Source organism: Streptomyces sp. NPDC056160 (genome assembly GCF_042268205.1).
Taxonomy (GTDB): Bacteria; Actinomycetota; Actinomycetes; order Streptomycetales; family Streptomycetaceae; genus Streptomyces.
Genome location: NZ_JBHJUW010000019.1, coordinates 1 through 20,280 on the forward strand (window position 1 = coordinate 1; position 20,280 = coordinate 20,280).

The 20,280-nt window shown below is 72.9% G+C and carries 13 protein-coding genes and 2 pseudogenes; 6 read left to right on the forward strand and 9 right to left on the reverse strand.

What is annotated here, in order from left to right; translation table 11 throughout:
- Nucleotides 1–191 precede the first annotated feature (191 nt).
- From ACFC02_RS09675 to ACFC02_RS09685, 3 genes are read right to left on the reverse strand one after another with little or no spacing between them, the layout of a single operon-like run.
- Nucleotides 192–575: a RidA family protein gene (locus ACFC02_RS09675; RefSeq protein WP_376354616.1), complete on the reverse strand. Its 384-nt coding sequence runs from the start codon at nt 573–575 to the stop codon at nt 192–194.
- On the reverse strand, nt 572–2,113 hold the full coding sequence (locus tag ACFC02_RS09680) for a carboxylesterase/lipase family protein (protein ID WP_376354619.1): 1,542 nt from the start codon (nt 2,111–2,113) through the stop codon (nt 572–574). The genes ACFC02_RS09675 and ACFC02_RS09680 overlap by 4 nt, the downstream gene beginning before the upstream one ends.
- A gap of 22 nt (nt 2,114–2,135) precedes the next feature.
- Nucleotides 2,136–3,050, reverse strand: coding sequence for an MBL fold metallo-hydrolase (locus ACFC02_RS09685; RefSeq protein WP_376354621.1), 915 nt, complete (start codon nt 3,048–3,050; stop codon nt 2,136–2,138).
- Between the two features lie 200 nt (nt 3,051–3,250).
- Here ACFC02_RS09685 and ACFC02_RS09690 point away from each other — a divergent pair, with 200 nt between their 5' ends.
- Nucleotides 3,251–6,052: an AAA family ATPase gene (locus tag ACFC02_RS09690; protein WP_376354623.1), complete on the forward strand. Its 2,802-nt coding sequence runs from the start codon at nt 3,251–3,253 to the stop codon at nt 6,050–6,052.
- 187 nt (nt 6,053–6,239) lie between these two features.
- Here ACFC02_RS09690 and ACFC02_RS09695 read toward each other — a convergent pair whose 3' ends face one another.
- Entirely contained in the window at nt 6,240–7,364 is a 1,125-nt protein-coding gene (locus ACFC02_RS09695) for a DUF1152 domain-containing protein (RefSeq protein ID WP_376354625.1), read from the reverse strand.
- A gap of 244 nt (nt 7,365–7,608) precedes the next feature.
- On the opposite strand from ACFC02_RS09695, the gene ACFC02_RS09700 reads away from it, so the two are divergent.
- The gene (locus tag ACFC02_RS09700) at nt 7,609–8,991 is read left to right on the forward strand and encodes an STM4012 family radical SAM protein (protein ID WP_376354628.1); all 1,383 of its coding nucleotides are present in this window, start codon (nt 7,609–7,611) and stop codon (nt 8,989–8,991) included.
- 204 nt (nt 8,992–9,195) lie between these two features.
- On the opposite strand, the gene ACFC02_RS09705 is transcribed toward ACFC02_RS09700, so the two are convergent.
- The 3 genes from ACFC02_RS09705 to ACFC02_RS09715 all read right to left on the reverse strand — a co-directional run bounded on the left by ACFC02_RS09705 (nt 9,196) and on the right by ACFC02_RS09715 (nt 13,412).
- Nucleotides 9,196–10,107, reverse strand: a complete 912-nt coding sequence (locus tag ACFC02_RS09705) for a DMT family transporter (protein WP_376354631.1) — start codon at nt 10,105–10,107, stop codon at nt 9,196–9,198.
- 282 nt (nt 10,108–10,389) lie between these two features.
- Nucleotides 10,390–11,046 carry a response regulator gene (locus ACFC02_RS09710; RefSeq protein WP_376354634.1) on the reverse strand — a complete coding sequence of 219 codons (657 nt, stop codon included), beginning with the start codon at nt 11,044–11,046 and terminating at the stop codon, nt 10,390–10,392.
- The gene (locus ACFC02_RS09715; protein WP_376354637.1) at nt 11,046–13,412 is read right to left on the reverse strand and encodes a histidine kinase; all 2,367 of its coding nucleotides are present in this window, start codon (nt 13,410–13,412) and stop codon (nt 11,046–11,048) included. Before ACFC02_RS09715 ends, ACFC02_RS09710 begins: the two co-directional genes overlap by 1 nt.
- A gap of 233 nt (nt 13,413–13,645) precedes the next feature.
- Here ACFC02_RS09715 and ACFC02_RS09720 point away from each other — a divergent pair, with 233 nt between their 5' ends.
- Nucleotides 13,646–14,617, forward strand: a complete 972-nt coding sequence (locus ACFC02_RS09720; RefSeq protein ID WP_376354640.1) for a lysostaphin resistance A-like protein — start codon at nt 13,646–13,648, stop codon at nt 14,615–14,617.
- 462 nt (nt 14,618–15,079) lie between these two features.
- Nucleotides 15,080–15,435, forward strand: a pseudogene (locus ACFC02_RS09725) (pyridoxamine 5'-phosphate oxidase family protein); the annotation flags it as partial.
- Nucleotides 15,436–15,585: 150 nt separating this feature from the next.
- Here ACFC02_RS09725 and ACFC02_RS09730 read toward each other — a convergent pair.
- Nucleotides 15,586–17,001: an MFS transporter gene (locus ACFC02_RS09730; RefSeq protein ID WP_376354643.1), complete on the reverse strand. Its 1,416-nt coding sequence runs from the start codon at nt 16,999–17,001 to the stop codon at nt 15,586–15,588.
- A complete protein-coding gene (locus ACFC02_RS09735) occupies nt 17,001–17,147 on the reverse strand; it encodes a hypothetical protein (protein ID WP_376354646.1) in 147 nt (48 codons plus the stop codon). Before ACFC02_RS09735 ends, ACFC02_RS09730 begins: the two co-directional genes overlap by 1 nt.
- Before the next feature lie 267 nt (nt 17,148–17,414).
- Between ACFC02_RS09735 and ACFC02_RS09740 the strand changes: the two are divergent.
- Together ACFC02_RS09740 and ACFC02_RS09745 are read left to right on the forward strand one after the other, a co-directional pair.
- A pseudogene (locus ACFC02_RS09740) lies at nt 17,415–18,031 on the forward strand (TetR/AcrR family transcriptional regulator).
- A gap of 455 nt (nt 18,032–18,486) precedes the next feature.
- Entirely contained in the window at nt 18,487–19,986 is a 1,500-nt protein-coding gene (locus tag ACFC02_RS09745; protein WP_376354649.1) for an endonuclease/exonuclease/phosphatase family protein, read from the forward strand.
- Nucleotides 19,987–20,280 lie beyond the last annotated feature (294 nt).

Sequence of the window (20,280 nt, forward strand, 5' to 3'; positions counted from 1 at the left end):
CCTCAGGGGTGGCCGGGGCCCGGCCCTGCGGGGGCGGAGCAAGGGGCCTGCGGTGGCACACCTCCCGCCGCCGTCGCGGACGGCCCGGTCCGCTTCCGGGGAGCCGGAGCCGACTCGGACGCCTCCGCACGGGGAGCCGGGAGGACGGGCAGGCTCCGGTCAGGCGTGGCCCGTACGACCGCCGGGTCTGGTCAGTCCTCCAGCACTGCCAGGGCGTCCATCTCGACGAGAAGTCCCGGGGGAAGCCGCATGTAGACGGTGGTCCGGGCGGGGAAGGGCTCTTGGACGGCGGTGGCGTAGGCCTCGTTCATCTCGGCCAGGTGGGCGGGGTCGGTGAGATACACGCGCAGCATCACGACGTCCTCCGGGCCCGCGCCGCCCGCCCGGAGCACGGCGGTGACGTTGCGCAGGGTCTGTGCGGTCTGCTCGGCGACCGTGGTGCCGACGACCTCGCCCGTGTCCGGGTCGAGCGGGAGCTGCCCGGAGACCTGCAGGACGGGTCCCTTGCGGATGCCTTGGGACAGGGGGGCCGGCAGGGCGGGGGCGTGGTCGCTGGTGATGACGGTTCTGGTCATGGTGTTCCTCGAAGGGGGTGGGCAGGCACGGCAGACCCGAGCAGTCGGCTCCAGGCCTGTCGTTCCTGGCTGCGGGGGTCGTCGACCTGGGTCCACTCGGTGCCGATGCGCATGGTGGCCCTGCGCCGGGTGTCGTACGGGTCCCAGCCGGGGTTGCCGGTCGTGGCGAACCGGATCCAGGTCTGGTGCATGCGGGCGGCGAGATCCGCGGGGGGGTTGTCGGGGCCGAGCAGGGCGGCGGGGCCGTGCAGTCGGGAGAGGTGTGCGAGGTCGAAGACGAAGGGCAGCTCGACCGCGTGGGTGGCGCCGAGCTGCCCGTCCAGGGCCTGGGAGCGCCAGGCGAACTCGTAGGCGTAGGTGGCGCACCGGGGACGGGCGGCATGGGCGTCGGCCAGCGCCCGGCTTCCCGCGCCGAACAGTGCGTCGCCCATGATGGCGGAGAGCAGTTCGCCGGAAGACGCCTCGGGGCGTGCCTTGCGGTAGGCGTCGACGAGTTGTGCCGGATCGGGGTGGGAGCGCGCCGCGGCGTCGTCGACGTCGGCGGCGGTCGAGGTGGCGTACTTGTCCACCGGGACCAGGTAGAGGTTGCCCTCCTCGGTGTTGGTCCCGATCAGCAGGTCGACGTCGGAGCCGAGGCCGGCGGCGAGCGATGCGGCGGGCTGGGTGTCGAGGACGAGGCTGAAGGGGCTCAGTCCGATCAGCGGGTCGTGACGGGTCTCGGTCCGCAGGTCGATGCCGGCGAGCCGGGACGCGGCCTCGACCAGGCGCTCGTCGGAGATCTCCGCGAAGGCGTCGGCATGGGGGGCGGTGCCGAGGGCCTGGGCCGCCGCCCGGGTGACGCGGGCGGCCTGCTCGGCGGTGAACGCCCCCAGGCCGCTGCCGCTCTGGACGATCGCCCGTCGGAAGAGGCCCGCGGCATGTGGGGTGGCGAGGACGCCGCCGACGACGGTCGCTCCGGCGGACTGGCCGAAGAGGGTGACGTTGTGCGGGTCACCGCCGAAGGCGGCGATGTTCTCCCGCACCCAGCGCAGCGCGGCGACGACGTCGAGCATGCCGCGGTTGGCGGGAGCGCCGGGGAGGTCGAGGAACCCGGCGACGCCCAGCCGGTAGTTGAGGGTGACGAGGACGACCCCGTCGCGTGCGAAGGAGGAGCCGTCGTAGAGCGCGGACCGTGTCGATCCGGCGACGAATCCGCCGCCGTGGACGAACACCATGACCGGGAGGCCGGCGCCGGCGGCGGCTTCGGGGGTGAAGACGTTGACGGTGAGGTAGTCCTCGCCCCGGACCCAACCGGGCCCGAAGTAGGGGGACATGTCCACCCTGCCGAGCCTGCGCTCGGACTGCGGTGCGTTGGGCCCCGGCACGGTGGCGTCCCGTACGCCGTGCCACGGCTCGTGCGGCCGCGGCGGCGCGAACCGGCCGGCGCCGCGGGGCGGCGCGGCGTAGGGGATGTTCACGAAGGCGGTGGTGTCGGGTCGGCGCAGGCCGCGGACTGCTCCCTGCGCCGTGTTCACGACGGGGTCGGGGTGGTGGTTCACGGTGGTGTCTTTCCGTAGGGTCTCAGGCCTGCTCGGTGTACGGCGCGAAGGGCGCCCAGCCCTTGACGGCGAACTTGCCGCCCTCACGCGTCACTTCGGCCGCGCCGTGGCCGCCCAGGTGCGCGGGGATCACGAGGGCGTTGTTGTCGGCCGCCCACCCGAGTACCTTGCGGCGCGTGGCGCGGGCGCCCGCGGGGTCCTCGCAGAAGCAGCTGTTGGCGTCCGGTTCGAGGATCTGCACGGGGCTGTGCAGCAGGTCGCCGACGAACACCGCGCGGTCCGTCCCGGAGGTGAGGGTCAGGACGGAGGAGCCCGGGGTGTGTCCGGGGGCCGCGTCCAGGCGCAGATCGGCGTCGATCTGGTGACTGTTCTCCCACAGCAGCGTCTGCCCGGCCTGGTGCACCGGGGCCACGCTGTCCTCGAAGACGTTCTGGTTGCCCCGGCCGAGCAGCGGTTCGTGGCCGTTCTCCGGATTCCAGAAATCGAAGTCGTCCTTCGGCATCAGATAGGTGGCGTTGGGGAAAGTGGGCACCCATTGCCGGCCGTCCAGGTATGTGTTCCAGCCGACGTGATCGACGTGGAGATGCGTGTTGATCACGATGTCCACGTCCTCGGGCTCGACTCCGGCCCGGGCGAGATCGGCCAGGAAATCAGTCTTGAGGTGGCTCCAGACCGGAGCGTAAGGGCGTTCCTTGTGATTGCCGACGCCGGTGTCGACGAGGATGGTCCTGCCCCCGCTGCGCAGCAGCCAGGTCTGGATCGCGGAATTGACGAGGTTGGTGTGGGGATCCAGGAAATGCGGGGTCAGCCAGGAGGCGCCGTCGTCCCACACGTCTTTGGGGCTTTCCGGGAAAAAGGTGTCGGGCGTCATCTCGACGGAGCCGAAGTATTCCCATACCCGGGTGATTTCAACATTACCGAGCGTGATGTGGTTCATGGGGTGTCCTGGGGAATTCGGGGGATTTCCTGAACCGTACGAGCGGGCTCGGCGGGCGGGGTATCCGTCACGTGACTGCACCCGCGTCACGTGACTGCACCCGCGCGCGCAGCTCGGCCAGGGGCGGTCGCTTGTAGCCTGGGTGGGGCATGGCAAGGCGGCTCCCGTTCGAAGAGCCACAATCCCTGGAGACGGACCCCGTGGACGAGCACACAGGCGACCTCGGCGCGGTCACGAGACCGGAGCCGGGTTCGGGGGAACCGTTGGTCGGCCGGGAGACCGAGCTGGCACGCCTCTTCCGGGTGGTGGACTCGGCGTCGGCCGATCCGGTGCTGATGCTGGTCGGCGGCATGGGGACGGGGAAGAGCGCACTGCTGGACCGTGCGGTTCGCCGGGCCGCAGCCAGTGGCGCTCGCGTACTGCGGGCCGAGGGCAGCGAGTCGGAGTCGAGCCTTGCGTTCTCCGCCCTGCACCAGTTGCTGCGGCCGGTGTCGGCCGAGGTGGACCGACTGCCGCAGAGGCAGCGCACAGCGATCCAGGACGCCTTCGGTACGGGGCCGGGCGCGCTCCGGCAGTCGGGCCCGCCCGATCTCATGCTGATCGGAGTCGGCGTGCTGAGCCTGCTGTCGGCCCTCGGCGACGGACGGCCCGTGCTCGTGGTGCTCGACGACGCGCAGTGGTTCGACCGTGCTTCCCTGGACGCACTGGCCTTCGCCGCCAGAAGGCTGGAAGGCGAACCGGTCACGATGCTGATCGCGGCCCGCGGCGGCGATCCCCTCCCCGGGTTCGACGGTCATGCGCCGACGCTCGCCCTGGGGCCGCTCGGCAACGCCGCGGCCGAGCGGCTGCTGGACCTGCAGCCGACGAGCCCCACCGGCAGTATCCGGGCACGGATCCTCGACCAGGCGGGCGGCAACCCGCTGGCACTGGTGGAACTGACGAGGACGGCCACCGCCCAGGACACGGATCGGGTCGCGCCGGCCGCGGGGCCGCTCCCGGTCACCGATCGCCTCGAGGGGATCTTCGCCGGCCGTGTGCACGGCCTCCCCGCTGCCACGGCACACGCCCTGCTGCTCCTGGCCGCGATGGACAGCGTGGACTCCGCGGTCGCCGTCGCTGCCGGGCTGCCGCAGGCCGCGGACGACGTCTGGCTGCCCGCCTCGCGGGCCGGGCTGGTCCGGCGGGCCGGCCAGGTCCTCCAATTCCGCCACCCGCTGGTGCGCTCCGCCGTGTATCACGCCGCGTCCTCGGGGGCCCGGCGCGAGGCGCACCTCGCGCTCGCCGAGCTGCTGCGGCTCGAACCGGACCGGCGTGCCTGGCACCTGGCCGCCGCCTGCGCGAGCCCGGACGCGGCCGTGTCGGCGGAGCTCGAGCGGACCGCCGGCCGGGCCCGTCGGCGCGGGGGCCATGCGGCGGCGGCCAAGGCGCTGCAGCGCGCGGCGGAACTCGCACCGCGGCGCGAGGAAAGCGCCCGGCTGCTGGTCGAAGCCGCGTCAGCGGCCGTGTTCACAGGGAACCTCCCCTGGGTCGAGGAACTGACCGCCGCGGCACGCGACCGCACCGACGACCCGGCTCTGCTGGCGTCCGCGGCCGTGCAGAGCGGACGGCTGGCGGTCCTGACCGCGCGCCACGCCGCGGTTTTCTCCCGGCTGACCGCAGCCGCTGAGCAGTTGGCGGACCATCAGCCCGCCGCCGCACTCGATCTCCTGGCCGGCGCCGCCGTGGTCCGCTTCTACTCCGGAGAGGACACCCAGCGCCACCGTGTCCAGGACATCCTGGCCCGTATTCCCGAGGGCGCGGCATCCACGGGCTCGCGCAGCTGGGCGCGAGCCGTGACGGATCCCTTCGCCGACCGGGCCGAACTCGTGTCCCTGCTCCCGTGGTTGGCCGCCGAGGCTGACACCCGCCCGGAGCAGCTCACCGCCGTCGGGATCATGGCGTGGCTGCTGGACGAGACCCCGCAGGCCGTCCGGGCCTTCGACGGGGCCTTCGACCGCTGGCGGGAGCAGGGGGTGCTGCCGCACGGGCTGGGTGGCGCGGTCGCCTGGGCGTATGTGGAACGAGGACGGTGGGACGAGGCCCGCGAGGCCTGCGCCCGCACCGCCGCGGTGGGCCGTGCGGCCGGCCTCGACCACGCCGTGGCCTGCGTGGCCACGGTGGATGCCACCGTGCTGGCCTACCGGGGGGACGCGGCGGCGGCCCGCGCCCGGGCCGAGGAGGCACTGGCCCTGGTCGATCCGCTGGAAAGCCGCTCGGTCCTCGTCTATGCCCGTCGTGCGCTCGGTGCCGCGGCCGCCGCGGAGGGCGCGTACGAGACCGCCTACGAGCAGCTCCGCACGGTCTTCACGGCGCAGGGCGCGCCCGTGCACTACCACGCCTCCTACCCTGCCGTCGCGGATCTCGCCGCAGCGGCCGTGCGCTGCGGCCACCGGGAGGAAGCCGCAGCGATCGTCGAGCGTTGCGCACGATCGCTCGGCGAGGGCACCTCACCCCGGCTGCACGCACTGATCAGCCGGGCCCGTGGCCTGCTGGCCGACCCCGAGGATGCCGAACCGCACTTCCGGACTGCCCTGGCCGACCCGGTGCTCGAGCACTGGCCCTTCGAACGCGCCCAGAGCCTGCTCGACCTCGCCGAGTGGCTGCGGCGCCGTCGGCGCATCGCAGAGGCGCGGGCGCCGCTCACCGAGGCCCTGGAGACCTTCCGGCGTCTGGGCGCCCGCCCCTGGATCGAGCGCGCGCGAGCCGAATCGCGCGCCGCCGGCCTCGACGTCACGGACACGGCCCCCGACGCGCTCGCGGAACTCTCGCCGCAACAGCAGCAGATCATCAGGCTCGCCGCCCGCGGGCTGACCAACCGCGAGATCGGCGAGAAGCTCTTCCTCTCCCCGCGCACGGTCGGCTCACACCTCTACCGCAGCTTCCCCAAGCTGGGCATCACCGCCCGCTCCCAGTTGCGCGACCTCATCGAGGGCACCCTCACGACCGCCGGTCACCGGGAATGAAGGCACACCCTGCCCGGCTGTGAAAGCAGTCCTCCCGTGCCTCCGGGAGGCCAGCGGGGGGAGCGGGACGGCCGACCGCGCCCGACCGGCCGCCCTCCGGCCGAGTTGCGCGAGCACGCCCGCCGCCCGGGCGTGACACCCGCGGCCGGCGGACGGAACTCGGGCTCTGGGCGCCGCTTCGCCGCCCTCACCGCCCGGTCGGGGCCAGGCGCCACAGCGGCGGGATGTGCCGGGCCGGTCGAGCCGTGCCGAGATGCCGTCGCAGTTGCGCCAGTTGGGCCTGGTCCAGGGTCAGTTCCTCGGCGATGCGGCGGGTGGTGACGTAGGCGATGCCGCTGCGCGCCGTCCGCCGCTCCCACTGAGCGAAGCGCTCGGCCACGGAGAGGTGTTCGGCCGGGGCGGGTGCGACCCGCGTCGCGGCCTGTGTGGCGGCGGGCGCGCGAAGCCGGGCGGCGCGGGCCCGCTCTCGGGCTATCTCGGAGAACCCGCACACCCGCAGACTCGCCTGCTCCGCCTCGTGCAGGTCGGCGCTTGCGGCGAGGGCTCCCGCCAGCGCGTTGATCTCCAGGGACCGGTCCAGGGTGAGCCGGTAGACGTTGGGGCTGGCCTCGGTCAGGGTGACCGGCCGCGGCGCATCACGTGTCCCGCAGACGCCTCGGATGCCCCGGGCCGCCGCGACCAGCAGGGCGCTCGCCTCCGAGGGGTGCCAGTCGAAGACGCGCCGCACCGGCTCGGTGTCGGCAGCGGTCAGGGTGTGCCAGGGGCTGCCGAGCAGAGGCAGCAGCGCGGCTTCCGGGACCTCCGAGTCGAGCCCGGGACCGGCCACGTGCACCGAGGCGGAGATCCCGGCGCGGGCGCAGGCGGCGAGCGCGAGGGCGTCGCCCAGCGGACTGCGGAGGGTGGGCTCGGTGCCCCGCGCCAGGACGTCACCCCCTACGTCGACCACGTCGACGTGATCGACGCCGCAGTGAGCGGCGGCCTCCCCGATCTGCCGCGCGAGCCCCACCGCCCCTCCGTGGGGGTCCAGCAGTCCCAGTTCGGGCCGCAGGTCGGCCGCGAGGCGGGGCAGAAGCGACCCGGCGGGCGGTCGGGGCGCGGAGTCGGGGGTGACCAACCGCAGCGTGGGGCCCGCGGGGACGGTGCCGGTGAAGTCGGACGGCCGGCGCGGGCCGGGCACCGGGTCGACGACCAGCCGCTCCCAGGCGTAGGTGAGGATCAGCGCGGGCTCGTGGGGCCCGTGGAGGGCGCCGTGCACCATGGCGGTCGTGATGGCGTCACCACCGCCGCCGGCGGCCAAGAGAAGTCGCTTCATGGGCGACATAGGTATCCCATGCGGGGCGCCGATTCCAGGGGGTGACGGACTGCTGCCCTGGTCCCGGTGGCGCCCATGTCATGCCCGCGGGGCCACCGCAAGTCGCTGAAGACGCCAACTTGGGTAAAGGGGAGGCCATTTACTTTGGCGCTTCGCCCCATGTCGCCAGTAACCCTGCGTCCACCAAGCTGCTACACGGCGCGACCTGCGAACGTGATCGAACTCCGGAAGGAAGCATCGCTCAGTGGCGACCTCGTTACCCCTTCACATCTCCCGCTCCGTCCCCGACGGGCCGACGACGCCGTACCACCAGTACGTGTACGCCTACCCGCACCAGAAGGCGTACCGGCTGGAAGCGGACCGCCCCCTGCTGACCGACGTGTGGGCAGGTGAACGGCTCGACTCGCTCTCCCTCTACGTGCACATCCCGTTCTGCGAGATGCGCTGCGGCTTCTGCAACCTCTTCACCCGCACCGGCGCGCCCGAGGACGTGACCCGTGCGTTCCTGAGCACGCTGGAGCGGCAGGCAGGCGCGACACGGCAGGCGCTGGAGGCCAACGGCGATCCGCGCTTCACCCTGGCGGCGTTCGGCGGCGGCACGCCCACGTATCTCACGGCGGACGAGCTGGCCAGGCTCTGCGACATCTGCGAGAACGTGATGGGCGCGGACCTCGGCGCGATCCCCTGGTCGGTGGAGACCTCTCCGGCCACCGCCACCCCCGACCGCCTCGCCGTCCTGGCCGAGCGCGGCGCCACTCGGCTCAGCATCGGCGTGCAGAGCTTCGTCGAGGCGGAGGCACGGGCCGCTGTCCGGCCGCAGAAGCGGGAGGAGGTGGAAGCAGCCCTCACCCGGCTGAAGGAGGCCGCCTTCCCGATCCTCAACATCGACCTCATCTACGGCATCGACGGTCAGACGGAGCAGAGCTTCAAGGTGTCGCTGGACGCGGCGCTCAGCTGGGAGCCCGAGGAGATATACCTCTACCCGCTCTACGTCAGGCCGCTGACCGGGCTCATGGACCGCCACGACAAGAGCACCGCCGACTGGGACGAGCAGCGGCTCGGGCTGTACCGCTTCGGCCGCGACCACCTGCTCGCCGCCGGCTACCGGCAGACGTCCATGCGGGTCTTCAGCCGGATCGGCACCGCCGCCGTCGAAGCGGCCGGTGACAGCAGCATCAGCGAGTACAACCAGCAGGCCGGGATGGTGGGCCTGGGGGTCGGCGCCCGGTCCTTCACCACGGACCTGCACTACACGACCGACTACGCTGTCGCGGTGCCGGAGGTCAGGCGCATCATCGACGACTACATCGCGACACCCACGGACGAGTTCCGGCGCACGCAGTGGTCCTTCCGCATGGACGACGACGAACGCCGCCGTATGTCCGTCCTCAGCATGCTGCTGGAGGCGGAGGGCCTGCACACGGAGCTCTACCGCGGCCGGTTCGGCTCCCTGCCGCAGGACGACTTCCCCGCCCAGTTCGCCCTCCTCGGCGAGCGCGGCTGGCTGGACCGGGACGGCGGCCTGCTGCGCCTGACACCGGAGGGGATGGCCTGGGCGGACGCCATCGGGCCGCTGTTCTTCTCCAGCCGGGTGAACGAGGCGATGTCCTCCTACCAGGACCGCTGAGCGGCGCTCCACAGCCCCACGGCCCCCGCCTCGGCTTCGTCGGCTTCGTCGGCCACATCGGCCGCGTCCGGGGGACGCAGGGGCGAGGCCGTACGCCGGACCGCCCGGCGGCGGGTCACCCGCACCGTTCGGGGCCGGTCCTGTCGCCCGGGACCGGCACTGCCGCCCGGGCCGGCCGCGGTCACCGCCGGCGGTCGGCGGCTGTCACCGCGGAGGGGGCGGGCGCCGGGCGGGCAGCGAGACCAGGACCAGCCCACCGAGCAGCAGCGCCGAGCCTGCCACTGCCGGCGCACCCGGCCGTTCCCCCAGCAGCAGTACCCCGAGCACGGTGGCGACCAGTGGCTCGGCCAGGCTGAGCGTTCCGGCCGTCGCCCCGCTGATCCGGGTCACGCCCCAGGTGAACAGCAGGTACCCCAGCGTTGTCGTACCGAGGGCCAGCCAGGCGATCAGGAGCAGCGCCCGTGGCTCGGCGAGCCCGTCCGGGCCGGCCGGCACCCACGGCAGCGCGAGGACTCCGGCGCCGAAGACACTCACCGGGGCGGCCGCAGCGGTGTCCGCTCCGCGTTGTCCGAGCTGTTTGGTCGCCGCTATGTACACACCGAAACTGGCCCCGGCCACTGCCCCGAGAAGCACACCCGTGCTGTCAGCCGATTGCCCGTCGGCGGGTAGCAGGAGCAGGGCTATACCGGCGACGGCGCACACGGTGCCGCAGGCCCACGCCCCGCCGAGCCGTTCGCCGGCCAGCGCCCGCCCGCACAGCCCGGACACGACCGGGACGGTGCCGAAGGTGACGGCGGTGGCCAGGGCGGCGCCCTCACGGTCCACCGCTTCCAGGAAACACACCTGGAAGGCCGCGGTGACCAGGACACTCACCGCCATCCATCCACGGCGGCCCGGCCGCCACAGGGAACGGACGCCGGCCGGCCGCGCCGTGATCAACCCCAGGACCAGGCCCCCCAGGAGCATCCGGCATGCGCCGATCGCCGCCGGCGTCGCACTGCTGTGGGCCAGGATCTGGGCCGGTCCGACCGTGCCCCAGAGGAAAGCGGCCGCCAGGACCGGCGTCACTCCGCCCGCTCGCAACGCGTGTCCCAGCTTGCCCGTTGCGCTCGTCACGCTCGCTCTCACTTCCGACAGGCCGGGCAGGGACCCGTGGCACAGCACACCCAGGCGGCACACCCGGCGATTCCAGGACCCGACGCTAGTCAGCGACCGGCGGTCGCCCCCATTGGGAGAAACCACCAACTCGACGCCTGCCGCTTGGAGTTCCTCACGCAGCATCCCCCATTCCGGCGTGCACGGGAGCGCGGGTTCGATGCGCACCGGCGCCGGTACCGGACGCAGACAAGGGGCCGGCCGGCGCCGGGTGCCCCGCCCAGCCGTGCCGGCCCGCCCGGGTCACACCGCGGGCGGGCCGCCGGGACGGACCAGACCGCTCTCGTACGCCAGGATCGTCGCCTGGACCCGGTCGCGCAGCCCGAGTTTGGCCAGCAGCGCGTTCACATGGGTCTTGACCGTGCCCGTGGCCACGCCGAGTTCGGCGCCGATCTCGGCGTTGGTCATGCCCGAGGCGATGTGCAGGAGCACCTGGCGCTCGCGCGGGGTGAGCCGGGTCAGGGGCTCGGGGGTCCGGGACGGCAACGGTGCGACCTGGGCGAAGGTGTCGATGAGCCGACGGGTGACACCAGGGGCGAGGATGCCGTCACCGGCGGCCACCACCCGGATGGCGCTCATCAGTTCCTCCGGCTGAGCGTCCTTGAGCAGGAAGCCGGACGCACCGGCGCGCAGCGCCTCGTACACGTACTCGTCCAGATCGAAGGTCGTGAGCACCAGCACCTTGGGCCGGGTCTCCAGCGCGGTGATGAAACGGGTGGCGGTGAGCCCGTCCATGCCGGGCATGCGGATGTCCATCAGGACGAGATCGGGTGCGTGGGCCGCCGCGAGTTCCACTGCCGACGCCCCGTCTCCCGCCTCCGCCACGACAGCCAGGTCGGGTTCGGCATCCACCATGGCCGCAAAACCGGCGCGGACCACCGACTGGTCGTCGACGACCATTACGTGTGTGGTGACGGCGGCACCTCCTGGGCCCAGGGTCGATGTGGTGAGGCAGGCAGTGACACTCGTACGGTACCGGTCGGAGCGAAGGTGATGCGCCCCTCCCCCGCGTCGGCCTGCACCCGCAGGCGTTCCGCGACCGGACCGGTGACCGCGAGAGGTACTCCCGAGACCGTGATGTGCAGGGTGCCGCGGCGCCGCCGGAGCGTGACCCGAGCCGGTCCCGGGTCACCGGCGTCGAGGGCGGACGCCACGATCCGGTACGCCAGCAAGGCCACCGTCGGCGGCAGTTCCGAAGCCGTGTCGGCCAGGCCGCGCAGCCGTACGTCTCGTCCTGCCGCCCGCAGCCCGTGGCAGAGTGATCCGAGGTCGGCGGTGGTGGGGGACGGTGCGAACCGCTGACCGGGACGGTCGGCTCCGTCGAGGCTGTGGAGCAGCTCACGCATCGCGGCGAGGGCTGAACGTGCCGCGTCGGCGATGTCGTCCAGCCGTCCTCGGCGGGCGAGTTCGGCCACGAGGGCGGTGCGGTCCAGGACCGCCTCGCGTAGTTTCGCCGCCAGTCGCCGTCGTTCGGCCTCCGCCGCCACCCCGGCCTGCCACGCGGAACTGGCGAGCGCGTGGTGCTCGCGCACCAGCACGCGCAGCCGACGGCGCCGGACGGCGAGTCCGGCAGTCCACAGCAGTACGAACGCCGGTGTCAGCAGGGCCCATGTCACCGCGGCCATGACGAGGGTCGACGTCCACGAGGCGGGCAGGCCGCCGAGTGTCCCGTCGGCACCGGCCGTGACCGGCAGCACCACCGCCGAGGCAGTCGAGGCCACGAGGGGAAGTGACCAGGTGCTGAGGGGTGCGGGTCCGTACACGGCGACAGCGTGGACCGCGAGTGCTTCGGTGACGAGGCCTGCGGCCAGGAACTGCGCCATCGAGGCGGGCAGGAGGGAGCAGGCGACGGCCGGCGGCCACAGCCAGGCCGCTGCCAGTACGCCGGTGAGGCCGGCCCGGGGGGCGCGCCGCCGCCACAGCAGTGGAGTTGCGTGCGCAGTGGTCAGCATGGCGAGGACGGCCAAGCCGCCGATGCCCCCTCGGTGGCTGCCGCCCGCCCGGTTCTCCATGTCGGCGAGCGCGACGAACAGTGGCAGGGCCGCGGCGGTGGCGGTGAGGGCTGCCTCGGACAGGCGCTGTCCGCGCAGTGCGTCGCGGCGTCGGCGTGGGCGTGGAACGGTCGCGGGCCGCGGACCGGTGTCGTCGGGCAGCGTCGCCCGCACCTGCCAGCCGCCGTCCGGACCGGGGCTCGCGGTCAGTTGTCCGCCGACCGCAGCCGCCCGCCTCCGCATGCCGTCGAGCCCCCGGCCCGATCCCAGAGCGGTTGCCGGATGCGGTGCGGCGGTGGCACGTGGCGCGGTGTTGGCGACCGTCAGTACGAGCTGCCCGCCGGTGCGCCGCAGGCGCACCCGCACCGCTGTCCCGGGCGCGTGGCGCAGCGCGTTGGTGAGGGCTTCGCGAACGATGCCCCAAGCGGCCTCAGCCGCCCGGCCCGCCAGGTCGGGGGCGATCTCCGTGCTGATGGGGCGGCCCAGCCTGCCGAAGTCGGCGACAAGCGCCTCGATACGCGCGGTCATCGGCTGCGACGGCTCGGGCCGGTCCGCGTCCTGGAGCAAGCCGGCCAACCACCGCAGGGCGGTGAGTGTTTCGGTGCCGGTGCGTTCTGCGAACGCCAGGGCGTCCGCCCGCAGGCCGGGTCTGCTGTCACCGAGCCGGCGGGCGGCGTCCACGGTGACGACGACAGACGTCAGGTGATGGGCACTCACATCGTGCAGTTCCCGAGCCAGACGCTCGCGCTCGGTCTCGGCCGCCCGCCGTCTGCGGTCCTCGGCGGCGGCCAGCCGCCGGGCCGCGGTGAGCCGTCCGGCCAGCCATTGCCGCCGCCCCTCGCCGAGGCCCGCGCAGAGCGCGTAGAGGACCGTCGCGAGCGCCATCTCCAGCACGAACTCGGGCCGTGGGCCGACACGGGCGAGGGACAGCAGCCATTCCACGCCGATCACCGCCGCGACCGCCCGCAGGGTCACGGACGCCTGACAGTGGACCGCGAGGGAGTACAGCGCGACCAGCGTGCCGATGCCGAGGTAACCGTCCGGCCAGGACACCTGTCCCAGGACGGAAGCGGCCGCCGTCCACGTCAGTGCCCCTACCGGTGTCCGGCGGCGATGGCCCAGGGCGACCGTCTGGACGGTCAGGCCGCACAGCACGCCGAAGGTGCCCGCAGGCCCCGGCACGGCTTCTGCCGCCCGAGCCGCCCCGGTCCCCAGCCAGAGGGCCTCGCCCGCCGCGAGCAGTGCGGGAAGCAGCCAGTTGCGTGCGTTCTCCATGTCCCGCTCGAGCCTACGGCGCCGCCGGACGGCACGACGCCCGGCCCTCCCGCCTCGCCGAACAAGGCCATCTCTACCTTGCGATAGAGGCGCAGATCGTGCGGGCGGCCGACGACGGAGGCCGGCCTGCCGGACAAGCTGTGACCATGATGTCTGCGCCTCCGCCCTCCGCACCGCCGCTCCCGTTTCACCGGCTTGCCCACATCTCGCGTCTGCACCGCTGGTGGCGGCCGGTGACGGGAACGCTGTTCATCGTCGGTGCATGGACGACGGCTCTGGGGGTGATCACCCTTGCCTCCACCGTACTGGGGGACCTCTGGGGCCGTCCGGAGGACCAGGACGGCCTGGTCGACTTCGGGCCGGTGACGAACACGGCCATCGATCTGCTGCTGCTCGCATCCGTCATACCGTTCGTCCTGATCGCCGTCGGCTGGATCTGCCGCCGGCCCGCAGGTACGGCGTCGTCGGTCGCCGGCGGGCTGCGGTGGCGGTGGCTGGGGGTCTGCGTGCTGGTGGCGCTGCCGGTTCTCGCCCTGTCCTGCGCAGTCGTGCTGCTGCTGCCGGGGCAGGACGTGGCGCCGTCCGGGTGGGCGGCCTGGGAGGTGTTCCTGCCCGCGCTGGCGATGCTCGTCGTCCTCGTTCCTCTGCAGTCGGCCGCCGAGGAGTACCTCTTCCGCGGCTGGCTGCTCCAGTCCGTAGGTGCCTTCGTCCGCTCACCGTGGTGTGCGGTGGCGCCGCAGGCCGTTGTCTTCGCCGCCGCTCACGGCTGGGGCACGCTGTGGGGCTTCGCCGAGCTCGTCGTCTTCGGCATGCTCGCCGGCTGGCTGACCGTCCGCACCGGTGGCCTGGAGGCGACCATCGGTCTGCACGCGGTCAACAACCTGCTGGCCTTCGGCCTGTCGGCGGCGGTCGTCGACGGTTTGAGCAGCGACGAGACGGCCGCCGACGCGACCTTGCCCACCGTCATGCTCGACCTCGCGGGCGTCGCGCTGTACACGGTGGCCGTGCTGTGGTTCGCCCGACGCAGGCCGCTGCAGCGTACGGCCCCGGCGCCCGAAGCCCTGCCGGCACCGCCGTCCTTCGGGTGCTCCGCCTCCCCCGCCCACGCCCCGGCCGGGCACACCGCTGTGCCTCGCTCGCCGGCCACCGCGCCCCACTCGGCACCCACCCACGGCGCACTTGGCGGATTCGGCCGTCGGCGGTGACGATCTCGATCTCGCGCAGGCGGTCGCAGGCCGGCCCCCATGCTCTGGTGAACGCGCTCAGCCCCCCGCCGAGGGTGACCCCGGCCAGTCCGATGGTGGGGCACCGGCCGAGCGGCAGTCCGGGGCCGGTGGAGTAACCGGCGTAGCTGTGCCCACCCGGGCGCAGCGCCGGGGGAACGCGGCCGGACCGGGCGAAGTTCACGCACGCGCGGACGTCATGGACGTCGGCCGGGTAGGCGATGGCCCGGGGGCGGACGTCGTCGAAGCGCTGGTCGACCAGGAGCCGGGCTTGTTCGTAGGCGGCCTGCTCCGGCCGGAGCAGCACACCGCGCATGCTGGACTCCAGCGCGGACCAGTCCGTGCTGGACGTGACTGAGGACGTCCGGCGCGTCGGCGTGGCCGGCACACGGGCACGCCGTGGACGACTTCGACCGGGCCGCGCACCAGGCCGCGCACGGCGACCATCCCCACCTGACCACCATGGTGTACAGCTGGGACCCCGAAGCCCGCGTGGTGCGGTTCTCGACGACGGCCGACCGGGTCAAGGTCGGGCATCTGCGGCGCAACCCGCGTGCGGCGCTTCATGTGAGGGCGGCGACGTGTGGTCGTTCGCCGTCGCCGAAGGCGAGGCCGAGGTCTCCGAGGCCACGGCCGTTCCCGGCGACGCCGTGGGCCGGGAGCTGCTCGGGATGATCCGGCGAGCCTCGAAGCCGGAGGACGAAGGCGCGTTCCTGAAGCAGCTGGTCACCGAGCGCCGGGTCGTCATCCGGTTGAAGGTGGACCGCCTGTACGGCACGGCGCTCGACATCGACGGCTAGGACCTCTGGTGTCCCTGCCGGTCGCAGCTCTTGCCGGATCGTCTCTGCGCAGGTGCCGTCCCGCTTGAAGGGAGACGATCCTGTTCGCGGGACGGGAGGGCTGGTGCGGTCCGCGGCCGAACTCAGCCGCGCCGAACTCCCCCGCGCAGCTCACGACTTCGCGGCCCGGCGCCCTCCCCGGGGCAGCGTCAGCGTCGCGCCCGCCGTCAGCAGGAGTCCGGCCGCCGCGAGCGACATGCTCCACCGCATGCCGGTCAGGAACGTGTCCGCTCCCGACAGCAGCGCCCCGAAGGCTGCCACCGCGATCGCACCGCCGACCTGGCGGCCGGTGTTGAGCACGGCTGACGCGGTGCCCGCTCGGTCGCCGGGCACGGCGTCGAGCAGCAAAGCGGTCAGGGCCGGGACCGCCAGGGCCCCGCCGAGGCCGACCGGCACCATCAACGCCGCCACCGACCATACGCCGGTGTGCGCGCCGACGGTGAGCAGTGCCAGTAGCCCGGCGGTTGCGACCAGTTGGCCCGCCACCATCGGCACGCGCGGGCCGAACAGCTCGGCCAGCTTCGCCGAGGCCAGGTTCACCACTGCGACCAGTGCCGTCATCGGAATGAACAGCAGGCCCGCGTGCAACGCGGTCTGCCCGCGCTCCTGCTGCAGGTAGAGACTGAAGACGAACACCCCGCCGTAGTAGGCGGCGTTGAGCATGAAGCCGACCACCAAGGAGACCGCCACCACCCGCGAGCGGAACAGCGGCAGTGGAAGCATCGGGTGCGCGCCCTTGGCCTGCGCGGCGAGGAAGGCACCTGCCGCGGCCGCGGCCACCAGCAGCGACGCCACCACCGACGGCCGGCCGAAACCCCCCGCGCCGCCCTCGATCACGCCGTACGTCAGCGCACCCATCGTGACCATCGCCGTCACCTGCCCGGCCGCGTCCAGCCGCGAGGACAGCCGTGGAGAGGCCGGCACGCGGGCCAGCAGCGCGAGCGCGAGCAGGCCTGCCGGGAGATTGACGAAGAAGATCCACCGCCAGCCCAGGGAGGCGGTGAGCGCTCCGCCGAGCACCGGCCCGGCCGCCACCGCGACCGCGCCGCCCACCGTCCAGACGGCGATCGCCCGAGCCCGTTTCGCCTGGTCGGCAAAGCCCTGCCGGACCAGCGCCAACGACGTGGGCATCATCACCGCCGCCGCACCTCCCTGGACCAGTCGCGCCGCCACCAGCACGCCGAGGCTCGGCGCGAGTCCGCACGTGGCCGAGGCCAGTGCGAAGGCCACAAGGCCGCCGCCGTACGCCCGCCGGGCCCCGATGCGGTCGGAGAGGGCGCCCGCGGAGAGCATCAGGGCGGCGAAGACCAGCGTGTATCCGTCCACCACCCATTGCAGGCCGGACATGCCGCCGCCGAGGCTGCGGCCGATGCCGGGCAGCGCGACGGTGACGATCAACGCGTCCAGGCAGATGAGGAAGAAGCCCAGCAGAGCGGCACCGAGCACCGCCGGGGATCCGCCTCGGGCCGCCTTCGGAGCCGAGCCCGCGGGGCGGGTGACCCGGGAGGGCTTGAGCAGGAATTTCATCAGGGCGCTCCTGAGACGTTCTCGAAGGTGGGTGTGCGGGACGGGAGCCCGGGGGCGACCACGATGTCGTCCGCGGGCACCGCCGCTTCGAAGCTCGCCCGGCCGAGCCCGCTGCTCGCCCCGGCCACCGGCCGTACCCTGCGCATGTTCCGCTCCTTGTGCCGGGTGATCCGCTGTTCTCGGCGGTCCGTGCGTGAATCACCTTGCAAGCCCGACCCGTTGCCGGTCCAAGACCCGTCGTGATAGCCGATGGTTATGACGCCCACGCACCGGGCCCGAGGGCCTTCGCCGCAATTGCGCGGGAGCCGCGCTTCACGCCCGGCCGCGAACTGAACTCACTCCCCGCGGCTGGATCCACAGGCGAGCCGAGCCGGGCACTGGACGGTGCACACGGAGCCTGGTGGACGCTGTCTATGGACCTTGACGGGGCGCTGCGGGAACGGCTCGTCGACGCGGGAGTGGAGCTGGCCCTCTCCGAGGGCACCGCTTTCGTCGGCCTGCGGGAGATCGACCGCCGTGCGGGTGTGTCGCACGGTGCGCCGCGGCGCCACTTTCCGACGCACCGGGCGCTGCTGTCGGCCATCGCCCGCCGGGGCTTCGAGGAACTGGGCGCGCGCTCCGCCGAAGCCACGGCCGAAACCGCCGCGCCGAGAGAGAAGTTGGCGGCGCTGGCGCGGGTGTATGTCACCTATGCGCTGGAACGGCGCGGCGCGGCATGTTCGAGTTGGTGTTCCGTCACGACCTGCTCGACAGGAACCGGCAGCACGAAGCGGGGGACGGACCCCGGCTGCGGGAGGCGACGCTCCCGATGTTCGAGCGCGTCGTGGACCTCGTCGCCCGGTGCCGGGCAGAGGCGGTGGAGCCTCCTGCGGCCGTCACCGCGGCCGCCCTGTGGACGAATCTGCACGGCATCGCCCAACTGTGGTCCTGGGACGGTCTGCAACTCGCTCTCGGCGGCCCCGGCGATGGCGGCCCCGACCGGCTCATCGAAGCCGCGCTGGACGCTCACCTCGGGCCGGCTGCCTGGTGAACGGACGGCTGCGAGGCTTCGTCCCGGGGCCGAGCGCACCGCGAGCCCCGCCGGCTGGAGCAGGGCGCCCCTTCGCCTCCCGCGTGATGGCGCCTCCGCCCCCCGGCATCGCCTTCGCCACCGGCGCGGGCACCGCCGACGCGGAGACCGCCTTGCCGGTCCTGGCCGCAGTCGCCGTCCTCGGCCCTCTCCCCCCAGCGACGGAACCACAGAGACAGGACGACATGTACGACCACCAGGGAACCCTGGAGCAAGGGGACCGATCCGGACAGCACCTGCCTCAGACGTGGTCCCGGTGGTCCCTCCGCTCCCCTCGCCTGGGTCGGCCCCGCGGATAGGCTGGGTCGGGGGATGATCAACCAGGCCACGCCTCCAGGCTCACGCCTGTGGTGTGCTCAGGCGCACCTGGGCCGAGCCGGCCATCAGGTATCAGTACCAGGTATCAAGGGGGGAACATGCGTCGTTCGGCAGGCGCACTCACATCCGTCATCGCTCTGGTGACCGCGCTGGTTCTGGCCGCGGCCGGAATCGCCGCGGCCACCGACGTGTCGGCGGACGCCGTGTGGGTGGAGAAGTCGGCCGGCCAGAAATGGGCGTTGCGGGCACCCAACGGCAAGTACGTCCGGGTGGAGATGAACGACACCGGGCAGTACGAGTGGCGGTTGCGGGCGGTGAGCACCGAGGTGAAGTCGTGGGAGCGGTTCACGATCCACACCAACCATCCGGGGCAGAACATCACCAGCCTGCGCTCCGAGGTCACGGGCTTCTTCGCCACGCCGGAACTCGGCGACGCGGGTGACCGGCAGGGCATGTTGCGGGCCCGGGGTGGAAATCTCGGCTCGTGGCAGCAGTTCGAGACGGCCTTCTCGCCGGCCGGACCGGGCGAGAAGGCCGGTTCCCACTGGGTGACCTTCAAGACCGTGGCGGACGGGTATGCCCAGCGGTACGTCGGCATCGACGCCGACGGCACGCTTCGGACGACGTCCGACACGCCCGTCAAGTTCCTGCTGGAGCCCGTGTACAGTTCCCGCAACCCTGGGCAGGGGACACCTCCCCAGGTGCCTCAGGGACCCGTCGCCGGGACCCGGCTCGACGTGATGACCTGGAACGTCTGCGGTAACAACAACGATCGTTGCGGCTGGTCGGACGACCGCGCCGGGGCCGTGGAACTCACCGATGCCATCAGGGCACGGCTCAAGGTGAACGGGGAGTACCCCGATGCCGTCTTCTTCCAGGAGTTCTGCGAGAAGCACGCCAAGCCCGTGGAGCGGATGCTGGAGAGCGAGACCGGCCGGTCGTGGGACGTGAGGTTCGCGCCCATCCACAACCGGGTGGACGGGGTCGACGTCCAGAAGCAGTGCGCCATGGGTCCGGCCCCGGACCGGCTCGACCGGGGCGCGTACGGTGTGGCGATCGCCGTACCCGACGAGAACACCTTCTACCAGCGTTACGACTTCTCCTCCCCGTCCGACAAGGAGCAGCGCAGCGCGCTGTGCGCGACCATCCCCTCGCGGACCGTCGTCGTGTGCACCGGGCACCTCAGTGCGGGGCCGCCCTACGACGACCTCACCAAGGACGGCTCCTGGCGCATCGAGCAGGGGCAGGAACTGCGGAAGCTGGCGGACCAGTGGGAGGACTGGGGCTACCGCCCGGTGTTCGGCGGTGACATGAACGTCGTACCGCCCGCCCTCGGCGCGGGCGTCCCCGAAGGCGGGCCGAGTTCCGCGCTCGTCCCCGTCTACGACCACTACCTCGAATGTTCCCAGGGCGACGACCCCACGAAGCCCCGTGCGGGTGAGTTCACCGCCAACGGCTCGGGAGGCAAGCCCACGAGGAAGCTGGACTACCTCTTCGCCCCGCTGGACGCGAACTTCGTCGACTGCCGGGTCTCGGCGACGTCCGGGAAGTCCGACCACTGGTCCCTGCACGGTCTGGTGTCCCTGCCGGCGAGGTGAGCCGGCGTGAAACAGAGCCTGGGCGGCGGGCTGGTTGGCGAGGCGGCGGCGGACGAAGCCCCTCGGGCGCCGTCCGCCCCGCTCGTCGGCTGACCCGTACCCACCGCAGGGCGTCCCGGCCGGAGACATGACGGACTGACTCCGGCCGGATTGCCCCGCCCTGGGGCGCCTCCGCAGGATCCGTCCCATGGCCATGGACGACACCGTACTCATCTCAGGACCCGCTTCCGCCGACCTGCACGTTCCCCAGGGGGGCGGGAGGAACGTTCGCGATGGGGTGCGACGGCCGCCGAC